General features: G+C 32.9%; 22 protein-coding genes. All 22 read left to right on the top strand.

Features of this window, described 5'->3' with window-relative positions; translation table 11 throughout:
• Nucleotides 1-224 precede the first annotated feature (224 nt).
• The gene (pgeF, locus tag ACZ267_RS04535) at nucleotides 225-1028 is read left to right on the top strand and encodes a peptidoglycan editing factor PgeF (protein ID WP_002465496.1); all 804 of its coding nucleotides are present in this window, start codon (nucleotides 225-227) and stop codon (nucleotides 1026-1028) included.
• A gap of 8 nt (nucleotides 1029-1036) precedes the next feature.
• On the top strand, nucleotides 1037-1699 hold the full coding sequence (locus ACZ267_RS04530) for a YggS family pyridoxal phosphate-dependent enzyme (protein ID WP_162832900.1): 663 nt from the start codon (nucleotides 1037-1039) through the stop codon (nucleotides 1697-1699).
• 2 nt (nucleotides 1700-1701) lie between these two features.
• Nucleotides 1702-2295: a cell division protein SepF gene (locus ACZ267_RS04525; RefSeq protein ID WP_015365101.1), complete on the top strand. Its 594-nt coding sequence runs from the start codon at nucleotides 1702-1704 to the stop codon at nucleotides 2293-2295.
• Between the two features lie 11 nt (nucleotides 2296-2306).
• Nucleotides 2307-2600 carry a YggT family protein gene (locus ACZ267_RS04520; protein WP_002450621.1) on the top strand — a complete coding sequence of 98 codons (294 nt, stop codon included), beginning with the start codon at nucleotides 2307-2309 and terminating at the stop codon, nucleotides 2598-2600.
• 139 nt (nucleotides 2601-2739) lie between these two features.
• Nucleotides 2740-3510, top strand: a complete 771-nt coding sequence (locus ACZ267_RS04515; RefSeq protein ID WP_037539754.1) for a YlmH family RNA-binding protein — start codon at nucleotides 2740-2742, stop codon at nucleotides 3508-3510.
• Nucleotides 3511-3533: 23 nt separating this feature from the next.
• Nucleotides 3534-4187 (top strand): DivIVA domain-containing protein, encoded by a 654-nt coding sequence (locus ACZ267_RS04510; protein WP_002465492.1) that lies wholly within the window; start codon nucleotides 3534-3536, stop codon nucleotides 4185-4187.
• Nucleotides 4188-4414: 227 nt separating this feature from the next.
• Nucleotides 4415-7165, top strand: a complete 2751-nt coding sequence (gene ileS, locus ACZ267_RS04505) for an isoleucine--tRNA ligase (protein WP_079449105.1) — start codon at nucleotides 4415-4417, stop codon at nucleotides 7163-7165.
• A 280-nt stretch (nucleotides 7166-7445) separates the two neighbouring features.
• The gene (locus tag ACZ267_RS04500; protein WP_002465494.1) at nucleotides 7446-8240 is read left to right on the top strand and encodes a VOC family protein; all 795 of its coding nucleotides are present in this window, start codon (nucleotides 7446-7448) and stop codon (nucleotides 8238-8240) included.
• Between the two features lie 4 nt (nucleotides 8241-8244).
• A complete protein-coding gene (locus ACZ267_RS04495) occupies nucleotides 8245-8721 on the top strand; it encodes a CHAP domain-containing protein (protein ID WP_015365099.1) in 477 nt (158 codons plus the stop codon).
• A 555-nt stretch (nucleotides 8722-9276) separates the two neighbouring features.
• Entirely contained in the window at nucleotides 9277-9753 is a 477-nt protein-coding gene (lspA, locus tag ACZ267_RS04490; protein WP_002466200.1) for a signal peptidase II, read from the top strand.
• An 11-nt stretch (nucleotides 9754-9764) separates the two neighbouring features.
• Nucleotides 9765-10682 carry an RluA family pseudouridine synthase gene (locus ACZ267_RS04485; RefSeq protein ID WP_015365098.1) on the top strand — a complete coding sequence of 306 codons (918 nt, stop codon included), beginning with the start codon at nucleotides 9765-9767 and terminating at the stop codon, nucleotides 10680-10682.
• 222 nt (nucleotides 10683-10904) lie between these two features.
• Entirely contained in the window at nucleotides 10905-12032 is a 1128-nt protein-coding gene (locus tag ACZ267_RS04480; protein ID WP_047210765.1) for a low temperature requirement protein A, read from the top strand.
• A gap of 399 nt (nucleotides 12033-12431) precedes the next feature.
• Nucleotides 12432-12959, top strand: coding sequence for a bifunctional pyr operon transcriptional regulator/uracil phosphoribosyltransferase PyrR (gene pyrR, locus ACZ267_RS04475; protein ID WP_002466195.1), 528 nt, complete (start codon nucleotides 12432-12434; stop codon nucleotides 12957-12959).
• A 184-nt stretch (nucleotides 12960-13143) separates the two neighbouring features.
• Nucleotides 13144-14436 (top strand): uracil-xanthine permease family protein, encoded by a 1293-nt coding sequence (locus tag ACZ267_RS04470; protein ID WP_002466191.1) that lies wholly within the window; start codon nucleotides 13144-13146, stop codon nucleotides 14434-14436.
• A gap of 24 nt (nucleotides 14437-14460) precedes the next feature.
• Entirely contained in the window at nucleotides 14461-15342 is an 882-nt protein-coding gene (locus ACZ267_RS04465; protein WP_079449104.1) for an aspartate carbamoyltransferase catalytic subunit, read from the top strand.
• A gap of 18 nt (nucleotides 15343-15360) precedes the next feature.
• The gene (locus ACZ267_RS04460; protein WP_002466208.1) at nucleotides 15361-16638 is read left to right on the top strand and encodes a dihydroorotase; all 1278 of its coding nucleotides are present in this window, start codon (nucleotides 15361-15363) and stop codon (nucleotides 16636-16638) included.
• A complete protein-coding gene (locus tag ACZ267_RS04455; protein WP_015365095.1) occupies nucleotides 16639-17739 on the top strand; it encodes a carbamoyl phosphate synthase small subunit in 1101 nt (366 codons plus the stop codon).
• On the top strand, nucleotides 17732-20905 hold the full coding sequence (carB, locus tag ACZ267_RS04450; protein WP_002466186.1) for a carbamoyl-phosphate synthase large subunit: 3174 nt from the start codon (nucleotides 17732-17734) through the stop codon (nucleotides 20903-20905). Before ACZ267_RS04455 ends, carB begins: the two co-directional genes overlap by 8 nt.
• Nucleotides 20906-21013: 108 nt before the next feature.
• A complete protein-coding gene (pyrF, locus tag ACZ267_RS04445) occupies nucleotides 21014-21706 on the top strand; it encodes an orotidine-5'-phosphate decarboxylase (RefSeq protein ID WP_002466199.1) in 693 nt (230 codons plus the stop codon).
• Complete coding sequence (pyrE, locus tag ACZ267_RS04440; RefSeq protein WP_002466194.1) at nucleotides 21707-22318, top strand: orotate phosphoribosyltransferase; 612 nt, start codon at nucleotides 21707-21709, stop codon at nucleotides 22316-22318.
• Nucleotides 22319-22342: 24 nt separating this feature from the next.
• Nucleotides 22343-22567 (top strand): hypothetical protein, encoded by a 225-nt coding sequence (locus ACZ267_RS04435; protein WP_002466188.1) that lies wholly within the window; start codon nucleotides 22343-22345, stop codon nucleotides 22565-22567.
• 367 nt (nucleotides 22568-22934) lie between these two features.
• Nucleotides 22935-23342 (top strand): VOC family protein, encoded by a 408-nt coding sequence (locus ACZ267_RS04430; RefSeq protein ID WP_002450601.1) that lies wholly within the window; start codon nucleotides 22935-22937, stop codon nucleotides 23340-23342.
• Nucleotides 23343-23369: the final 27 nt, after the last annotated feature.

The following is a 23369-nucleotide window of genomic DNA, read 5'->3' as shown; positions in this document are numbered from 1 at the left end:
TTATACTTAAAGTCATCAGAAATATTTCTGATGACTTTTTAATTTATTTAAAATTTGATTTTTAATAACTCGTTGAAGAATAATTTTAAAATAATTAGTTTCAAGGACAGAAATAATAGTTTTAATTTAAATACGAATAAGAATGCTATATAATAGTTCTATAAAACATATTTAGACACTTTAATCGAAATTAATGAAAATTCATACTTAAGGTTGTGAAATAGTTGACTGAAAAATTTATAAAACAAAATCATTTTTTAGCATATAAAGACGATAAAATGACACATACTACCCTTGGTTTTACTACACGTGAGGGTGGCTTAAGTATGTATCCTGAAAAAGCATTTAATATGGCTAGATATGTAGATGATCGACAAGACAACATTACACAACATCAAAACATTTTAGCTAATATGATAGGCTTCCCACGAAGTGAGTGGGTTTTTCCGATACAAACACATGAGAATAAAGTTGCTAAAATAACATCAGATGATAAAGGTGTAAACATTGATGCTATTACAAATGGTTTACATGGTATAGATGGATTGTATACATATGAGCCCAATATATTATTAACGATGTGTTACGCAGATTGTGTACCCGTTTATTTCTATAGTGAGAAACATCATTATGTTGGACTTGCACATGCTGGTTGGCGGGGCACTTACGGAGAAATCGTTAAAGAGATGGTTCGACATATTGATTTTGATGTTACGGATTTAAATGTTGTTATTGGTCCGGCTACATCCAATTCATATGAAATTAATGATGATATTAAAATGAAATTTGAAACGCTAGATATTGATACAACTCAATTTATAGAAACACGTGATAGTGATAGACACGGCATTGATTTGAAAAAGGCCAACTCTCTTTTATTACAAAGTGTAGGTGTACCGGAAAGTAATATTTATATTACAGATTATGCTACATCTGAAAACCTGGATTATTTCTTTTCTTATAGAGTGGAAAAAGGACAAACTGGACGAATGTTAGCATTTATAGGAAGAAAGCAAGGTGATTCATAATGCGTGAAGTGAAAGATAATCTCGCTCAAATCAATTTAGAAATCAATGAGCATAGAGAAAAAAGTAACATTTCAACACAGCCTAACGTGATTGCAGTAACAAAGTATGTTACAATAGAGCGAGCTAAAGAAGCTTATCAAGCTGGAATTCGACATTTTGGAGAAAATAGACTTGAAGGGTTCAAAGAGAAGAAAGAAGCATTACCAAAAGATGCAGTGCTTCATTTTATCGGTTCTTTGCAATCTAGAAAGGTTAAAGATGTCATCAATGATGTTGATTATTTTCATGCTTTAGATAGAATGAGTTTAGCTAAAGAAATTAATAAGCGTGCCGAGCATACAATATCTTGTTTCTTACAAGTGAATGTTTCAGGTGAATCATCCAAACATGGGATTAGTTTAGATGAAGTGAATGCTTTTATTGAAGAAATTAAACAATTTGAAAATATAAAAATAGTCGGTTTAATGACGATGGCACCATATACGGATGATAATGCGTATATTCAGTCATTGTTTAGAAAATTGCGAACAAAAAGAGATGAAATTAAAAAACTCAATTTAGAATATGCACCGTGTGAAGAATTGTCGATGGGGATGAGTAATGACTATCCAATAGCAATTGAAGAAGGTGCAACATTTGTGAGAATTGGGACTAAACTTGTAGGAGAATAGGAGTGAGCCCCTTGGCTTTAAAAGATTTATTTAATGGATTTTTTGTTGTTGAAGATGAAGAAGAAGTAGAAGTACCAGAAGAACGTGAACCTGAGCGTGATCGTAAACCAGAACGTGAAGTAGAATCGCCAAAAGAACCTGTACAACAACCAGCTGCATCTAAAACAAGTGCGATTAAATCTGTACCTCAAAAAAGTACAACAAGATATAATACAACTTCTGAAGAAAGGAATTATCGTATGAGTAATAATTCTAAATCGAATACTAGAAATGTTGTAACAATGAATAATAACGTTCAATCAAATTATGCTACACAAGAAAGTTCAAAAATGTGTTTATTTGAACCACGAGTTTTCTCAGATACACAAGATATTGCAGATGAATTAAAAAATCGCCGTGCAACATTAGTTAACTTACAAAGAATCGACAAAGTTTCAGCAAAACGTATCATTGATTTCTTAAGTGGTACTGTATATGCCATTGGTGGCGATATCCAACGTGTAGGTACTGATATTTTCTTATGTACACCTGATAACGTCGAAGTTGCCGGTAGTATTACAGATCATATTGAAAACATGGAGCAACATTACGAATAAGGAGCTAACGTATGGATATTGGATTACTTAATACAATTTTCCAATTTATCATTTGGATCGTCCAAATTTATTATTTTGGTATGATTGTATATTTCTTTACATCTTGGGTACCAAGTATACGTGAATCTAAATTTGGTGAAATACTAGGTAAAATTTATGAACCATTTTTAGAACCATTTAGAAAAATCATTCCACCTATTGGAATGATTGATATTTCATCAATTGCTGCTATTATAGTTTTAGTTTTATTCCAAAGAGGACTAGTAACTATTTTTAACATGATTTTAGCTTATTTAGCGAGATAGTTAGTTTAGACAGCAATATAAATATGATGATCATAAACGAGGTGATTGGAAACGTTCCATGTTGCCTCGTTTTATTGTTGCATGGATAAAAAAATGATAATTTAAATAATTCATATTAAAGTTAAGCGGGGGATAAGCCATCGATATTTATCAACATTTTCGAAAAGAAGAACAAAGCTTGATTGATATTTTAATTGATAAATGTGAACAAGCTGAACGGCACTATTCGCCTGTGCTAACCACATTCTTAGATCCAAGAGGGCAATATATTTTAGAAGTGATTAGTGGCAGTTATGACGATTTGAAAGTACATTTTAATGGTGGACCGAGAGCAGAACGACAACGTGCCGTGATTGCACCATCATATTATGAACCAGATGAAAGTGACTTTGAACTCACATTAATTGAAATACATTATCCTGAAAAGTTTGTAACTATTCAACATCAACACGTTTTAGGTACGCTGATGTCTTTAGGAATTGATAGAAATCAACTTGGTGATATCATTGTTGGGGAACGTATTCAATTTGTTTTGACAAAAGCATTAGAATCATTTATTATGTTAGAATTCACTAGAATCAAAGGTGCTACAATTAAACTTAATTCTATTCCGTTGGAAGATATGATACAATCAGAAGAGAATTGGAAGATTCAAAGTTCAACAGTGAGTGCACTTAGACTTGATGTCGTATTAAAAGATATGATTCATAAATCAAGATCTATTGCGAAACAACTTATAGAGAAGAAGAGAGTCAAAGTAAATCATACCATTATTGATTCACCAGATTTTCAATTAGAAATGAATGACTTACTTTCCATACAAGGATTCGGAAGAGCTCAAGTAACCGATATTGGTGGAAGAACGAAAAAAGATAAAATACACATAACCTATCATACATTATTTAAATAGTGTAAAATTAAGGAGGATACACAATGCCTTTTACACCAAGTGAAATTAAAAGCAAAGAGTTTACTCGTGTGAAAAATGGTTTAGAACCTACTGAAGTTGCAAACTATTTAGACCAGTTAAGTACTGAAATAGAACGTTTAAAAGAAGATAAAAAACAACTTGAAAAAGTCATCGAAGAAAGAGATACTAATATTAAGTCTTATCAAGATGTTCACCAATCAGTGAGCGATGCTTTAGTGCAAGCTCAAAAAGCTGGCGAAGAAACGAAATTAGCTGCGAATAAAGATGCAGAGGCAACAATTGCTAAAGCACAAGCTCAAGCAGACCAAATTGTTAATGATGCTATCGAAAAAGCACGTCGCTTAGCTTTCCAAACTGAAGATATGAAACGCCAATCTAAAGTATTTAGATCACGTTTCCGTATGTTAGTTGAAGCTCAATTAGACTTGTTGAAGAATGAAGATTGGGATTACCTATTAAATTATGATTTAGATGCTGAACAGGTCACTTTAGAAGACATTCATCATTTAAACGATAATGATTTAACAGAAGAAGAAAAAGCCATGAAAAATAATGCTCAAAGTCAATCACAATCAACACAAACGTCTGAGACTAAATCAACGTCTCAAAGTGATTCAACAAGTACAAGTCAATCTGAATCAACGAATCTAAAATAACAATTAAATTTGAAGTCAGACGCGTAAGAAACACTACACTTATTACAGCGAATTAGGAGATGGTGGGAGCCTAATATAAGCATGTTTCTTATATCACTGACTTATCATTATGAATAAAGAACCAAGAGAGAACTCTAAGTTGAGTTAATCAGGGTGGTACCGCGGTATAACCGTCCCTGTTAATTGAACTTAGAGTTCTTTTTTATAATTAGGAGGAATGAAAGTATATGAATTATAAAGATACGTTATTAATGCCCAAAACAGAATTTCCAATGCGAGGCGGATTACCAAATAAAGAGCCAAAAATCCAAGAACAATGGGATGCAGACAATCAATACGAAAAAGCGTTAGAGAAAAATAAAGGTAATGCCTCATATATTTTACATGATGGACCACCATATGCGAATGGTAGTTTACATATGGGACATGCATTAAACAAAATCATTAAAGACTTTATTGTTCGTTACAAAACAATGCAAGGTTTTTATGCACCATACGTCCCTGGTTGGGATACACATGGTCTTCCAATTGAACAAGCTTTAACTAAAAAAGGTGTAGATCGTAAAAAAATGTCTACCGCTGAATTTAGAGAAAAATGTAAAGAATTTGCTCTAGAACAAATTGAAATTCAAAAGAAAGATTTCAAACGTCTAGGTGTACGTGGTGACTTTAACGATCCATATATCACATTGAAACCAGAATATGAAGCTGCTCAAATTCGATTATTTGGTGAAATGGCAGAAAAAGGACTTATTTATAAAGGTAAAAAACCTGTTTATTGGTCACCATCAAGTGAATCATCTCTTGCAGAAGCGGAAATCGAATATCATGACAAACGTTCAGCATCAATTTATGTAGCATTTGATGTTAAAGATGATAAAGGTGTTGTAGACAAAGATGCACAATTTATTATCTGGACAACTACACCTTGGACAATTCCTTCTAATGTTGCGATTACTGTTCATCCAGAATTAAAATATGGCCAATATAATGTAAATGGTAAAAAATACATTATTGCTCAAGCTTTAGCAGAAACAGTAGCAGAAGCTCTAGAATGGGATCAAGATACGATTCAACTTGAAAAAGAATTTACAGGTAAAGAATTAGAATATGTTGAAGCACAACATCCATTCTTAGATCGTACTTCTTTAGTGATTAACGGTGAACATGTTACAACTGATGCTGGTACAGGTTGTGTTCATACAGCACCTGGACACGGGGAAGACGACTATATTGTTGGTCAAAAATATGATTTACCAGTGATCAGTCCATTAAATGATAAAGGTGTCTTCACTGAAGAAGGTGGACCTTTTGAAGGTATGTTCTATGATAAAGCGAATAAAGCAGTAACGGACTTATTAACTGAGAAAGATGCATTATTAAAATTAAACTTTATTACACATAGTTATCCACATGATTGGAGAACGAAAAAACCAATTATCTTCCGTGCTACACCACAATGGTTTGCATCAATTAATAAAGTGAGACAAGACATCTTAGATGCAATTGAAGATACTCAATTTAAAGTAGATTGGGGTAAAACACGTATCTATAATATGATTCGTGACCGTGGTGAATGGGTAATTTCACGTCAACGTGTTTGGGGTGTACCACTACCTGTATTTTATGCAGAAAATGGCGACATCATCATGACGAAAGAAACTGTAAATCATGTTGCAGATTTATTTGAACAACATGGTTCTAATATCTGGTTTGAAAAAGAAGCCAAAGATTTATTACCGGAAGGCTTTACACATCCAGGAAGTCCAAACGGTGAATTTACGAAAGAAAATGACATCATGGATGTATGGTTCGATTCTGGTTCATCTCATAGAGGTGTCCTTGAAACACGTCCAGAATTAAGTTTCCCAGCTGACTTATACTTTGAAGGTAGTGACCAATACCGTGGTTGGTTTAACTCATCTATTACTACTTCTGTTGCGACAAGAGGTCAAGCACCATATAAATTCTTATTATCTCATGGTTTCGTTATGGACGGAGAAGGTAAAAAAATGAGTAAATCATTAGGAAATGTCATTGTGCCTGATCAAGTCGTTAAACAAAAAGGTGCAGATATTGCACGCCTGTGGGTAAGTAGTACAGACTATTTAGCAGATGTACGTATTTCAGATGAAATCTTAAAACAAACTTCTGATGTATATCGTAAAATCAGAAACACATTGAGATTTATGTTAGGTAATGTGAGTGATTTCAATCCTGAAACAGATAGCATCGCTGAAGCAGAGTTATTAGAAGTAGATCGTTATTTATTACATCGTTTACGTGAATTTACTGCAAGTACAATTAACAATTATGAAAACTTTGATTATCTTAATATCTATCAAGAAGTTCAAAACTTTATCAATGTTGAATTAAGTAACTTCTACTTAGATTATGGTAAAGATATCCTTTATATCGAAGAACGTTCTTCACATAAACGTCGTAGTATGCAAACAGTACTTTATCAAATCTTAGTTGATATGACTAAGTTGCTTGCACCAATTTTAGTGCATACAGCAGAGGAAGTTTGGTCACATACACCTCATGTTAAAGAAGAAAGTGTTCACTTAGCTGATATGCCTAAAGTTGAAGAAGTAGATCAACAATTATTAGATAAATGGAATACATTTATGAACTTACGTGATGATGTGAACCGTGCCTTAGAAGCAGCGCGTAATGAAAAAGTAATTGGTAAATCATTAGAAGCTAAAGTTGTGATTGGTAGTAATCAAGACTTTAATGCTACAGAGTTCTTACAACAATTTGATGATTTACAACAATTATTTATCACTTCACAAGCGGAGGTTGTTGATCAAGTTGATAACGGCGTATCATATCAACATGGTGACATCCGTATTGAACATGCTGAAGGTGAAAAATGTGAAAGATGTTGGAACTATAGTGATCAATTAGGTTCTGTTGGCGAATTAGATCACTTATGTCCACGTTGCCAAGAAGTAGTTAAGACATTAATTTAATAGGTAAAATTGTATTCAAACTGTTAGCAAAGTCGGATGACTTTGCTAACAGTTTTTATTTTATAACGACTTGGGATATTATGGGTATTATTAAATATTAGAAAGTATTATCGAAATTAGCCTAATACATTATGAACACATCATCACTTAATTAGTATTGATATGAATTGCAATTAAGTTGCTTTTGTTTTGATTTTTTTGCATAATATTTAAAATATGAGTCATAATTCATAAGTAAAGAAAGTTATACAGATAAGTTATTTTGAAAGAGGTACATGGAATGTTTCATAATAAAGATGCAAATTTTGTCAACGGAATAACGATTAATGTGAGAGATAAAGATGCACTCAAACCATTTTACGAACAGATTTTAGGATTTAATATCGTAAACGAAACAATGACGAGTATTCAATATGAAGTAGGCATGTCTAATCATTTCATTATTTTAAATGAAATTGCTAACGGTAGAGAACCACTAATGTCAGAAGCAGGCTTATTTAATGTTGGTATAATACTACCTTCATTATCAGATTTAGCAGATTTGTTAGTACAATTAAGTGACTATGAAATTCCAGTAAATGGTGGAGAGCAGAGTGTGGCTACATCTCTTTTTATCGAAGATCCAGAAGGAAATGGTTTGAAATTCTATGTAGATCAAGATTTTGAAGAATGGCATTATGAAGATGACAAAGTGTTACTTAATATCGTACCGATTAATGTACCACGTTTATTAAATGAAGTATCAGATGAAAAATGGCAAGGTATACCAGATGATGCTAAAATTGGTACCTTGCATTTGAAATCGATTCGTATTTCTGAAGTTAAACCATACTATTTAAATTATTTTGGTTTAGAAGAATCTGCATATATGGATGATTATTCGCTCTTTTTATCATCTCAACATTATCATCATCATTTAGCATTAAATCAATGGATTTCTGGAACCAAACGTGTAGATAATGCGCACTCGTATGGTTTAGCGCTTGTAGACTTTCATTATCCAGAGACAACACATTTAAATATCAAAGGACCAGATGGTATCTACTTTAGATTTAATTTTATAAAAGAAGAGTGATGAAGTGAAGAAAAGTATTTTTTGGATGTTATTTATAACGATAGGTCTAACGCTAGCAGCAATTTTTGATGGTTTAAATAATCAAGATATGACTGAACCTAAAAATCATTTATTAGAGTTTAATCCGATGAAATATAATACGTATCAAAAAGGACAATGCACTTATTATGTGTTCGATAAAGTGAGAGAAGACCATCATCAAATTGCAAATTCTTGGCATGACGCTAAAGATTGGGCGAAAAATGCTAAAAAAGATCAATATAAAGTCAATCAACATCCTAAAGAAGGTGCGATTCTACAGACAACTGAAGGAAAATATGGTCATGTAGCCTACATTGAAAAAGTGAACGATGATCAATCATTGTACGTTTCAGAAATGAATTTTAAAAAGCCGTATGAAATATCAAATAGAACAATACCAGCGAATGACGTTGATCAATATCAATATATTCATCCTAAAGAGAATCAACATATATCGTAATGATGAAATGAGTTTAGGCTAGGCATCAATATATTTCAAGTTACATTGATATTAAGGCAGTAGTTGACTTACACATGCGTATTGACTCATGTGTTCAAATTAAGCTTTAGCGGTATACATGAACTAAAGTTCATGCATAAAACCGTCTAAGTAATAAATTACAAAGACGGTCTAATGTACCAAGCTTTTCATTTCTAGTCAACCTTGCCGGGGGACGGACCCCAAACATAGAGAATTTCGAAAAGAAAATCTACAGACAATGCAAGTTGGGGATGGACAACGATAAAGAAATACTTTTTCTTTAGAAATTAGTGTTTCTTATGCATGAGTTTCACTCATGTATTTCTATTTTAAAGTACACATTAGCTGTGGCTAATGCGTAAGAACCACTACATAATCAATGATTAGTGGTTCTTAATGATTTCTATCCCACTTCCATTTGTTTGTTGTATCAATTATTTATTATGAAGCTAACCTGTTTTTATATTCATGTTTAAGATATAATGAATGTTGTTGTAAAAAAAGTGATGAATGGTTATGAATGGAGGAACATGAATGAAAAAGAAATATTATGTCGGTATTTCATTACTCGTAGCCTTTTTAATCATTGTCATTGACCAAGTGACAAAATGGATTATTGCTAGTTCAATGAAAATAGGCGATTCTTACGAAGTGATACCCAATTTTTTAAATATAACGTCACATAGAAATAATGGTGCTGCTTGGGGTATATTAAGTGGTAAAATGTTTTTCTTTTATATTATTACAGTGATTATTTTAATTGTACTTGTATTGTTCTTTATTAAAGAAGCGCAATATAATTTATTTATGCAGTTAGCGATAAGTTTATTGTTTGCAGGTGCTTTAGGAAATTTCATTGATCGTTTATTTAATGGAGAAGTTGTTGATTTTATTGATACAAATATTTTTGGATATGATTTTCCTATCTTCAATGTAGCCGATTCAAGTTTAACAATTGGTGTGATATTAGTTATTATTGCGCTACTTAAAGATACAACAAATAAAGGTTAGGAGGTCTGATTATGGAAACGTATGAATATACGATTACAGATAGTAATCATGTTGGACAGAGATTAGATAAAGTATTACCAGAATTAAACAGTGATTGGTCACGTAGCCAAATTCAAGATTGGATTAAAGAAGATCTTGTGAAAGTAAATGACAAAGTAGTCAAACCCAATTATAAAGTGAAGCAAAATGACAATATCGTCGTGACTGAACAAGAAGTCGTAGAAGCAGATATCACACCGGAAAATTTAAATCTTGATATTTTTTATGAAGATGATGATGTTGCTATTGTTTATAAACCAAAAGGTATGGTAGTGCATCCCTCACCAGGCCATTACACTGGTACGTTAGTAAATGGATTGATGTATCAAATTAAAAATTTATCTGGTATAAACGGTGAAATTCGTCCAGGTATTGTTCACAGAATTGATATGGATACATCTGGCTTATTAATGGTTGCTAAAAATGACATTGCGCATCGTGGATTAGTTGAACAATTAATGGCTAAATCAGTTAAACGTAAATATATTGCACTTGTACATGGAAATATTCCACATGACTATGGAACAGTAGATGCGCCTATTGGACGTAATAAGAAAGATCGTCAAGCGATGGCGGTCGTAGATGATGGCAAAGAAGCAGTTACACACTTTAACGTCTTAGAACATTTTAAAGATTACACTTTAATAGAATGTGAACTTGAAACAGGACGTACGCACCAAATTCGTGTTCATATGAAATACATTGGATTTCCATTAGTCGGAGATCCTAAATATGGTCCTAAAAAAACATTAGATATAGGTGGTCAAGCCTTACATGCAGGTGTGATAGGTTTTGAGCATCCGGTTACACATGAATATATTGAAAGAACAGCAGAATTACCTCAGGAATTTGAAGATTTATTAGCCGATATTAGAAAAAGAGACGCTTAGTAAAAGGTATAAAATAATAAATACTATCAAAGCACCTAAATGATATGTCATTGTCATTTAGGGGCTTTTTTTATACTCAAAAGGAATATGTTAGATGATATAAGGTGTTATTTATAGAGTAATCATAAAATGAGTTGTACTTTCTTCAAAATAAAATATATAAACTTAACATGTAATATGCTATGATATGTTGAAAACAAAGTGAAAGTAGGAACAAATTAAATGGAAACATCGTATCAATCTCGACATTTACAAGAGAAAAGTGCGGGATTTCATGAATTATTCTTCGATTTAATATTTGTTTATGCGATGCAAAAGATGGCACATGTCATTTTAAATGTACACGAGGGGACCATATCATCTGAATTATTTTTAAAGTATATCATTATGAGTGTGTTTTTATGGATATTATGGTCGCATCAAACATTTTATACGAATAGATTTGGAGAAACGACAACTAAAGATGTCATATTTATGATGTTTAACTTGTTTGTATTAGTCTTTTTATCGAATAGTTTATATCCTGATTTTGAAAAAACATTCTTTCCATTCTTTTTATGTGTTGGAATTCTATATCTAAGTATTAGTATTCAATATGGTTTACATTTAACTAAAACAAAACATAAACCTGATTATAAAACGTGTCAGGCATTTGCATTAGTAGCATTAATCGTTGCAATCCTATCATTTGTATCACTTGTATTACCGAAAAGTATTCATTATATTCCAGGATTTTTAGGATTATTTATTGCTTCAACAGGCTTGATTCCATACCGAAAATATTTATATCAATCACCTGTGAATTTATCACATTTAGTTGAAAGATTCTCATTGTTGACGATTATTATATTTGGTGAGGTTTTAGTTGGATTAACATCTATATTTAGTATAGAGCATTTTAACTATATTTATATATTTCAATTTTTAATTGTCGTAAGTTTATTTGGAACGTATTGGTTAGTGACTGAAAGTCATATTAATTTACATCAAACAACGATTGGTTTCCAATTGGTTTATACACACTTATTGATTAATGTAGCATTAGGTATATTAAATGCTGCTGTTATTTTTAGTGACTCGCATCAGTTAAGTGCCATTTTTGAAATCTGTATGATGCATGGTAGTATCTTATTATTTTATATTGGGGTTTGGATTAATACGACATATTTTCATAAAGAACTTAAAAACATCAAATATATTATGATTGGTGCTATGATGTTGGTTGTATCATTTATTATTAGTATATTATTAAAAGATAACCAAGATATTATGATTATTAGCATAGCGATTGCGAATACTTTAGTTATGCTATTGTATTATAAAAATATCAAAAACGTACAACGTCTGTGATTAAATAAACTTCCATATGGGATGTTGAAGACGTCATATAATAAATATTTAAAAAATTATAATCAATCAAGTATTTTATTGGAAAAGACGTTGACTATTTGTAACTTTAGGATTAAACTAATAACAGTTTAAATATAAAAGTAGTCTTTAAAGATAAGTCCAGAGAGGCTTCAAAGACATGAAAATGATACTGATATACATGATTGTAATCAATTCAATGACCTAATACTAACGATTTATTATTGAATGCTTGCAAATCAAACGGTTAAGAATATGTGTGGAATACTGTTTAGTTGCATCAGGACTAAATTTATATCACGCATTGTCTATATATCAACCTCATGTCTTTGTTAAAGACGTGAGGTTTTTTTGATATGAATAAGAGATAGAGGTGAGACAATGTCTGAACGCATCATAATGGATGAAGCAGCAATTCAACGTACGGTTACTCGAATTGCACATGAAATATTAGAGTATAACAAAGGTACTGAGAATTTAGTTTTACTAGGCATTAAAACTCGTGGTGCATATTTAGCTTATCGTATTCAAGAAAAAATAAATATGATAGAGCAACAACTTGTACCAACAGGCACAATTGATATAACACAATTCCGTGATGATATTGATCATGTTTCAAAGCAATCATTCGACAAAGCTTTTGAAATAGATGTAGACATTACAGGAAAAGTTGTCATTATCATTGATGACGTCTTATACACAGGAAGAACTGTCAGAGCGTCATTAGATGCCATCTTATTACATGCAAGACCAATTAAAATTGGTTTAGCTACGCTAGTTGATCGAGGCCACAGAGAGCTTCCAATTCGCGCAGATTTTGTAGGAAAAAACATACCAACTGCACGAGATGAATCCGTTAAAGTGTACTTAACTGAAAAGGATTCAAGTAATGCAGTTATAATAGAATAATATCCCTTTTAAAGCAGTACGAGAGACTGAAAAAGGTGAAATGAATATATGAGCAAAGTAGTTACGATAAAAACATTATGTTAACTACTGTATTTATATAGCTTAAATACTTCATATCATTCGCTTTAGTCTCTTTGCATAACTGTATGTAAAGAGATTTTTTTATGAAAGGAAATGAATCACCATGGAAAATGAACAAATGTTTGAAAGAACGGTACAACCAGTATTAGATGTTAAAGATAAACCAAAACCAGCACAGTGGGCGTTTTTAAGCTTACAACATTTATTTGCGATGTTTGGATCGACGGTACTTGTACCATTTTTAACAGGACTGCCTATTTCAGCAGCATTACTTGCATCAGGAATTGGAACATTGTTATACATACTCATTACTAAAGCTAAAATACCAGCATATTTGGGCTCTAGTTTTGCTTTCATCACACCAATCATTACAGGATTAAGTACGCATAGTTTAGGAGACATGTTAGTCGCGCTCTTCATGAGTGGTTTAATGTACGTCATTATTGGTATCTTAATTCGTTTTAGTGGTACAGGTTGGTTAATGCACTTACTTCCACCAGTTGTAGTTGGACCTGTAATAATGGTTATTGGATTAAGTCTTGCGCCAACTGCAGTTAACATGGCAATGTACGAAAACTCTGCGGATATGAAAGGTTATAACTTAAGTTATTTACTAGTGGCATTAATCACACTCATAGTAACAATCGTTGTGCAAGGATTCTTCAAAGGATTCTTATCATTAATTCCTGTATTAATAGGAATCATTGTCGGTTATATCGTTTCTATCTTTATGGGATTGGTCAAATTTGCACCGATTGCAAAAGCAAAATGGTTAGCATTTCCAGATATTTACTTACCATTTAAAGATTATGTACCTTCCTTCCATTTAGGTTTGGTGCTAGTCATGATTCCAGTCGTGTTTGTAACTGTCAGTGAGCATATTGGACACCAAATGGTAATCAACAAAATTGTAGGTAAAAACTTCTTTAAAGATCCAGGTCTAGATAAATCAATCATTGGTGACGGTGTGTCAACGATGGTTGCAAGTATCATAGGTGGACCACCAAGCACAACTTATGGTGAAAACATTGGTGTATTAGCGATTACGAAAATTTATAGTATTTATGTGATTGGTGGTGCTGCAGTCATCGCAATCGTACTTGCATTCATTGGTAAATTTACAGCACTTATTTCTTCTATACCAACACCGGTTATGGGTGGTGTGTCCATACTATTATTTGGCATTATCGCAGCAAGTGGTTTGAGAATGATTGTAGAAAGCAATGTTGATTTTGCTAACAATAGAAACTTAGTTATAGCATCAGTCATCTTAGTCGTTGGTATTGGAAATTTATTAATCAATTTAAAAGGCATCGGCGTTAACTTACAACTTGAAGGAATGGCATTATCAGCTTTATCAGGCATTATCTTAAATTTAATCTTACCTAAAAAATAGTTAGATATTCTGAGGAGGCAAACAATGGAACATTTATTATCAATGGAAGATTTATCAAACGATGAAATTTATAGCTTAGTTAAAAAAGCAAGTCAGTTTAAATCTGGAGAAGTTAATGTACCACAATACAAAGATCATTTTGTAGCTAATTTGTTCTTTGAAAATTCAACAAGAACAAAGTGTAGCTTTGAAGTTGCCGAACAAAAATTAGGATTGAATTTAGTGAATTTTGAAACGAGTACGTCGTCTGTACAAAAGGGAGAATCACTTTACGATACTTGTAAGACATTAGAAAGTATTGGTGTAAACTTATTAGTAATTAGACACTCTCAAAATGCATATTACGAAGATTTAGAAGGACTGAATATACCAATTGCCAATGGTGGTGATGGTAGTGGACAACACCCAACACAAAGCCTACTTGATTTAATGACTATATATGAAGAATATGGAAAATTCGAAGGCTTAAATGTATTGATCTGTGGTGATATTAAAAATTCTCGTGTTGCTAGAAGTAATTTCCATAGTTTAAAAGCATTAGGTGCAAATGTCATGTTCGCGAGTCCTGATGAATGGGTAGATGATAGAATAGAAGCATCATACGTTAGTATTGATGATGTGATTGATAAAGTTGATATTGTGATGTTACTTAGAGTTCAGCATGAAAGACACGGCATTACAGGAAAAGCTAACTTTGAAGCTGACAATTATCATCAACAATATGGGTTAACGAAGGAAAGATATGATAAATTAAAGAAAGAAGCTATTGTCATGCATCCAGCTCCAGTCAATAGAGGTGTAGAAATTGAAAGTGACCTAGTAGAGGCACCTCAATCACGTATTTTTAAACAAATGGAAAATGGCATGTATTTGAGAATGGCAGTCATTGATGAGCTTTTAAAATAAGGAAGGGGTATTTGAATCATGAAACTAATTAAGAACGGTAAAATTATTAAAAATGGAAAATTAAAAAATACGGATATTCTAATTGACGGTAAAAGAATTAAAACAATTAGTAGTAAAATTGATTCTTCATCCGAAAATATTGAAGTTATAGATGCTAAAGGAAATTTAATAGCACCAGGATTTGTAGATGTACATGTACATTTACGTGAACCAGGTGGAGAACATAAAGAAACAATTGAAACAGGTACGAAAGCGGCTGCAAGAGGTGGTTTTACAACTATCTGTCCAATGCCAAATACTAGACCAGTTCCAGATTCAGTGGAAAATGTAAGAGCATTAAGAGAAAAAATTAAAGATTCAGCACAAATTCGTGTCTTACCATATGCCTCTATAACAACTAGACAAGCAGGTAAAGAATTAGTGGATTTCCAAGCTTTAGCGGATGAAGGCGTGTTTGCCTTTACTGATGATGGCGTAGGTGTGCAACAAGCAAGTATGATGTATGCTGCTATGAAGCAAGCGGCAAAAGTGAAAAAACCAATCGTAGCTCATTGTGAAGATAATAGTTTAATTTATGGTGGTGCTATGCATAAAGGTAAACGTAGTGAAGAATTAGGTATCCCAGGTATTCCTAATGTATGTGAATCTGTTCAAATTGCGCGAGACGTTTTATTAGCTGAAGCTACTGGTTGTCATTACCATGTATGTCACGTTTCTACTAAAGAGAGTGTTCGTGTCATTCGTGACGCTAAAAAAGCAGGTATTCATGTAACTGCAGAAGTAACACCACATCACTTATTATTAACTGAAAATGATGTGCCAGGTGATGATGCAAATTATAAAATGAATCCACCTTTAAGAAGTACAGAAGATCGTGATGCCTTATTAGAAGGTTTATTAGACGGAACAATTGATTGTATTGCAACCGATCACGCGCCTCATGCGAAAGAAGAAAAAGAACAACCAATGACAAAAGCACCATTCGGTATTGTAGGTAGTGAAACTGCATTTCCATTATTATACACACACTTTGTTAGAAATGGTAATTGGTCATTAAAACAGTTAATCGATTACTTAACTATTAAACCGGCAACTATCTTTAATCTTAATTATGGTAAATTGCATAAAGATAGTTATGCTGACATCACAATTATTGATTTAGAAAATGAAAAAGAAATTAGAAGTGAAGATTTCTTATCTAAAGCTGACAATACGCCATTTATTGGTGAAAAAGTATATGGACATCCAGTATTAACAATGGTTAAAGGTGAAGTAGTATTTAAGGAGGAAAAATAGATGCTTTCAAAACGTTATCTAGTATTTGAAGACGGCTCTTATTATGAAGGATATCAATTAGGTTCAGATGAACTTTCAATTGGTGAAATTGTATTTAATACAGCTATGACAGGTTATCAAGAAACAATTTCTGATCCTTCATACACAGGTCAAATTATTACATTTACGTATCCATTAATTGGAAACTACGGTATCAATAGAGATGATTTTGAATCTTTAACACCAACATTGAATGGTGTTGTAGTGAAAGAAGCGAGTACACATCCTAGTAACTTCCGTAATCAAAAGACATTACATGAAGTATTAGTACAATATCAAATACCAGGTATCTCAGGTGTCGATACAAGAAGTATTACACGTAAAATTCGTCAACACGGTGTATTAAGAGCCGGATTCACAGATAACAAAGCTGACATTGAAAGCTTAGTAGAACATTTAAAAACGACTGAATTACCTAGAGATGAAGTGTCGACAGTTTCTACTAAAACACCTTATGTATCTACAGGATCAGATTTGAGTGTTGTCTTACTCGACTTTGGTAAAAAACAAAATATTGTACGAGAACTAAATATGCGTGGATGTAATGTGACAGTTGTACCGTACAATACAACAGCTGAAGAAATCATCAAAATGTCTCCAGACGGTGTAATGCTATCTAACGGCCCTGGTGACCCAGAAGAAATTGATGTGGCTGTAAAAATGATTAATGGCATTCTTGGCAAAATTCCATTCTTTGGTATTTGCTTAGGCCACCAATTATTTGCTTTATCTCAAGGCGCTACATCGTTCAAAATGAAGTTTGGACATAGAGGTGCAAACCACCCTGTTAAAAACTTAAAAACAGGTAAAGTTGACATTACAAGTCAAAACCATGGTTATTCAATTGACCGAGATTCATTAGAAAATACAGATTTAGAAGTCACTCATATTGCATTAAATGATGGTACAGTTGAAGGGTTAAGACATAAAACGTTACCTGCCTTTTCAGTTCAGTATCATCCGGAAGCAAGACCAGGCCCAAGTGATTCTAATTATCTATTTGACGAGTTTATTACTATGATGAATGAGTTCATCGAAAAGGAGCGTAATGTAAATGCCTAAGCGTAACGATATTCAAACAATTTTAGTAGTAGGATCGGGCCCAATTATTATTGGCCAAGCTGCGGAATTTGATTATGCAGGAACTCAAGCCTGTCTTGCACTTAAAGAAGAAGGTTATAGAGTTATCTTGGTTAACTCTAACCCAGCTACGATTATGACTGATAAAGAAATTGCAGATAAAGTATATATTGAACCTTTAACACATGATTTTATCGCACGTATCATTCGTAAAGAACAACCTGATGCTTTATTACCAACGTTAGGTGGTCAAACAGGGTTAAACATGGCGATTCAGTTACATGATAGTGGTGTATTAGCTGCTAATAATGTGAAACTACTGGGAACTGAATTAGAATCAATTCAACAAGCTGAAGACCGTGAACTATTTAGAACATTGATGAATGATTTAGATGTTCCTGTACCAGAAAGTGATATTGTAAATACAGTTGAACAAGCTTTTAAATTTAAAGAAGAAGTGGGTTATCCATTAATCGTTCGACCAGCCTTTACAATGGGCGGTACTGGTGGCGGTATTTGCTATAACGATGATGATTTAAAAGAAGTTGTAACAAATGGTTTACACTATAGTCCAGCAACACAGTGTTTAATTGAAAAATCCATTGCCGGTTTTAAAGAAATTGAATATGAAGTTATGCGTGATAAAAATGATAACGCCATTGTAGTATGTAATATGGAAAACATTGATCCAGTGGGTATCCATACAGGTGATTCCATTGTGGTTGCACCAAGTCAAACATTATCAGACGTGGAATATCAAATGCTAAGAGACGTTTCATTAAAAGTTATTCGTGCTTTAGGCATCGAAGGTGGATGTAATGTTCAATTAGCGTTAGATCCAGATTCATTTAATTACTATATTATTGAAGTCAATCCACGTGTATCTCGTTCATCAGCATTAGCATCTAAAGCAACAGGGTATCCAATTGCCAAACTAGCTGCAAAAATTGCTGTTGGATTAACATTAGATGAAATGTTAAATCCAATTACAGGTACTTCATATGCTGCATTTGAACCAACATTGGATTATGTAATCTCCAAAATTCCACGTTTCCCATTTGATAAATTTGAAAAAGGTGAACGTGAATTAGGTACACAAATGAAAGCAACTGGTGAAGTAATGGCAATCGGCCGTACTTACGAAGAATCATTACTTAAAGCGATTCGTTCCTTAGAATATGGTGTGCATCACTTAGGATTACCAAATGGAGAAAGTTTTGATTTAGATTACATTAAAGAAAGAATTAGTCATCAGGATGACGAAAGATTATTCTTCATCGGTGAGGCCATTCGTCGTGGTACAACATTAGAAGAAATTCATAATATGACTAAAATTGATTACTTCTTCTTAAATAAATTCCAGAATATTATTAATATTGAACATGAATTGAAAGCACATCAAGGTGATTTAGAATATCTTAAATATGCTAAAGATTATGGTTTCAGTGATAAAGTCATTGCTCATCGTTTTGATATGACAGAAGAAGATGTTTATCAATTAAGAATTAAAAACAATATTACGCCAGTATACAAAATGGTGGATACTTGTGCTGCTGAATTCGAATCAACAACACCATATTATTATGGGACATACGAAACTGAAAATGAATCCATTGTAACAGACAAAGAGAAAATTTTAGTTTTAGGATCTGGTCCAATTCGTATAGGGCAAGGGGTTGAATTCGACTATGCAACAGTACATGCTGTGTGGGCTATTCAAAATGCTGGCTATGAAGCAATTATCGTTAATAACAACCCTGAAACGGTATCAACTGATTTCTCTATTTCAGATAAATTATACTTTGAACCTCTTACTGAAGAAGATGTGATGAGTATCATTAATTTAGAACAACCTAAAGGTGTCGTTGTACAGTTTGGTGGACAAACAGCAATTAATTTAGCGGACAAATTAGCTAAACATGGTGTGCAAATTCTAGGTACATCTTTAGAAGATTTAAACAGAGCTGAAGATAGAAAAGAATTTGAAGCGTTATTGCATACGATTGATGTACCACAACCTCAAGGTAAAACTGCGACTTCACCAAAAGAAGCATTGGAAAATGCACGTAATATTGGTTATCCAGTAGTTGTAAGACCTTCATATGTACTTGGTGGTCGTGCAATGGAGATCGTTGATAATGATAAAGAATTAGAAAACTATATGACACAAGCAGTTAAAGCAAGCCCAGAGCATCCAGTGTTAGTTGATAGATACTTAACTGGTAAAGAAATCGAAGTCGATGCTATTTCTGACGGTGAAACAGTGATTATTCCAGGTATTATGGAACATATTGAACGTGCAGGTGTCCATAGTGGTGACTCTATCGCTGTGTATCCACCTCAAACTTTATCTCAAGAAGAAATTGAGACATTAGAAGATTATACGATTAGATTAGCGAAAGGTTTAAATATCGTTGGGTTAATTAACATTCAGTTTGTAATAGCACATGACGGTGTTTATGTACTAGAAGTGAACCCTCGTTCAAGCCGAACTGTACCATTCTTAAGTAAAATCACTGATATTCAAATGGCTCAACTAGCAATGCAAGCCATTATGGGTACAAAATTATCTTCACTTGGTTATAAAGAAGGTATTCAACCGTATTCAGAAGGGGTATTTGTTAAAGCACCGGTATTCAGCTTTAATAAATTGAAAAATGTTGATATCACTTTAGGACCTGAAATGAAATCAACTGGTGAAGTGATGGGGAAAGATCAAACATTAGAGAAAGCGCTATACAAAGGGTTAACAGGTAGTGGATTTGAAGTTAAAGACCATGGAACTGTGTTGATGACTGTAAGTGATAAAGATAAAGAAGAAATTGTCAAAATTGCACACCGTCTCAATGAAGTCGGCTATAAGATTTTAGCAACTAAGGGGACTGCTGATAAATTAAATCAAAATGATATTCCAGTAGAAGTTGTAGGCAAAATCGGCGGCGAAAATGATTTACTCACTCGTATTCAAAATGGTGATGTGCAAATCGTGATTAATACAATGACTAAAGGTAAAGAAGTAGAACGAGATGGATTCCAAATTCGTCGTACTACAGTAGAAAATGGTATTCCATGTCTTACTTCACTTGATACTGCAAGTGCGTTAACTAACGTCATCGAGAGTATGACATTCACAATGAGAAATATGTAAATAAAAATCAATTAAATAAACTAAAGTCTGTATTTAATTTTAGATAAGTTCTTCAATTCATAGTTTTGAGTCTATGGTTGAAGAACTTTCAATATAAGGAGTTACACGATGAAACAATTACCAATTATTGCATTAGATTTTGAATCAGCTGATAAAGTAAATGCATTTTTAGATCAATTCGATGAACCATTATTTGTCAAAGTAGGTATGGAATTATTTTATCAAACTGGACCTAAACTAATTAAATCTATTAAAGATAGAGGACATAGTATTTTCTTGGATTTAAAATTACATGATATTCCAAACACAGTGAGCAAAGCTATGGAAGGTTTAGCTAAGCTAGATGTTGATTTAGTCAATGTGCATGCAGCTGGTGGAAAGGCAATGATGGAAGCGGCCATTAAAGGGTTACGACAACACAATAAACATACAAAAATTATTGCGGTGACTCAATTGACTTCTACTACAGAGACGCAGTTACATGAAGAACAAAACATTCAAACAACAATTGAAGAGGCTGTATTAAATTATGCTAAATTAAGCCAACAAGCAGGTTTAGATGGTGTGGTATGTTCACCTCTTGAAGCGGAGTTAATTACTGCTCAACTAGGAAAAGATTTTATGAAGGTTACACCAGGTATTAGACCAGAAGGTTCAGCTCAAAACGATCAGAAGCGTATCACGACACCCGAGCAAGCAAAACAATTAGGCTCAACACATATTGTCGTTGGACGACCTATAACACAGAGTGATGATCCAGTTAAAAGTTATCAAATTATTAAAGAAAGTTGGTTAGGTTAAATGGCTAAAGAAATTGCAAAGGCATTATTAGATATAAAGGCAGTATCGCTTTCACCCAATGATTTATTTACGTGGAGTTCAGGAATTAAATCACCTATCTATTGTGATAATCGTGTTACATTAGGGTTTCCACTCGTACGTAACGCGATTAGAGATGGTTTAATCCAATTAATTAATGAAAAATTTGAAGATGTAGAAGTGATTTCAGGAACTGCAACAGCAGGGATTCCACACGCTGCATATATTTCTGAAAAAATGGAATTACCAATGAACTATGTGCGTTCTAAAAGTAAAAGTCATGGTAAACAAAATCAAATCGAAGGTGCGAAAAGTGAAGGGAAGAAAGTTGTTGTTATAGAAGACTTAATTTCAACTGGTGGCTCTTCAATTACAGCAGTAGATGCATTAAAAGAAAGTGGTGCAGAAGTATTAGGTGTTGTAGCTATCTTTACCTATGGATTAGCCAAAGCTGATGAAACATTTAACGAAGCAAAAATACCATTCTATACTTTAAGTAATTATAATGAGTTAATTGAAGTTGCTAAAGAGCAAGGAGAAATCTCTGAAGATGATATTAAGACATTAGTTGAATGGCGAGATAACTTATCATAAGATAAGTATATAGGTGGGATGATCATGAAAGAACATGAAAAAGATAATGATTTATACACATCCTTAAAGCATTGTAATGCATTTTTATCTAGAGAAGAGGACTATCGTGAAGATGTATATACCAATGTTCAGACTCAAGAATCAACAATGACTCAATTTCAGAAAGAGATGAGTCGAGATGCGTTTGTGCATTCAAGTGATATATTTAAAAAAGCAAAGCAAAACCTACGTGTTAAAGGCGAGTTGTAAGTAGGCTCTAGAGAATTTACATGTTAATAAGTGATAATAATAGTTGAGCGGTGTACAGTCAATGTGTTTAAACAAAGATTGGACACCGCTCTATATTGTATTAACGAATGAATATTTTAGTTAATAGCCATCCAATGAGTAGAACAATTACTAATATTAATAAAGGTATAAGTACATGTGTCATGTTATGGCCTCCTTTTCACTTAGTTTAATTTTAACTGTTCATGATAATAAGTCAAAATTTATCAACTTATATGCTGGAAAAGTTTTATGAATTCACTGATTTAAAAGGTCTATAACAGAAAATAATAGTTACACATGTTAAACTATACTAAAGAAAAATAAACATACCTTTAGGGGGATTAAAATGGAAATACCAAAAATAACAACATTTTTAATGTTTAATGATCAAGCTGAAGAAGCTATCAATTTATATACAAGTTTATTTGAAGACAGTGAAATTATAACAATGGTTAAATACGATGAAGATGGACCAGGCACACCAGGTACCGTCCAACATTCAATATTTACACTCAATGGCCAAGTTTTTATGGCTATTGATGCGAACAATGGTGAAGAATTACCTATGAACCCTGCGATGTCACTTTATGTCACTGTTAAAGATCCTATGGAAATGGAAAGATTATTTAGCGGTCTGAAAAAAGAGGGCGCCATTTTGATGCCTAAAACAGAAATGCCTCCGTATAGAGAATTTGCATGGGTACAAGATAAGTTTGGTGTCAGTTTCCAATTGGCTTTACCAGAAAAACATTAATCTATAACATAAAAAAGCACTGATTTT

Source organism: Staphylococcus sp. AC872, from assembly GCF_979255425.1.
This window is presented reverse-complemented; position numbering and strand designations above follow the sequence as displayed.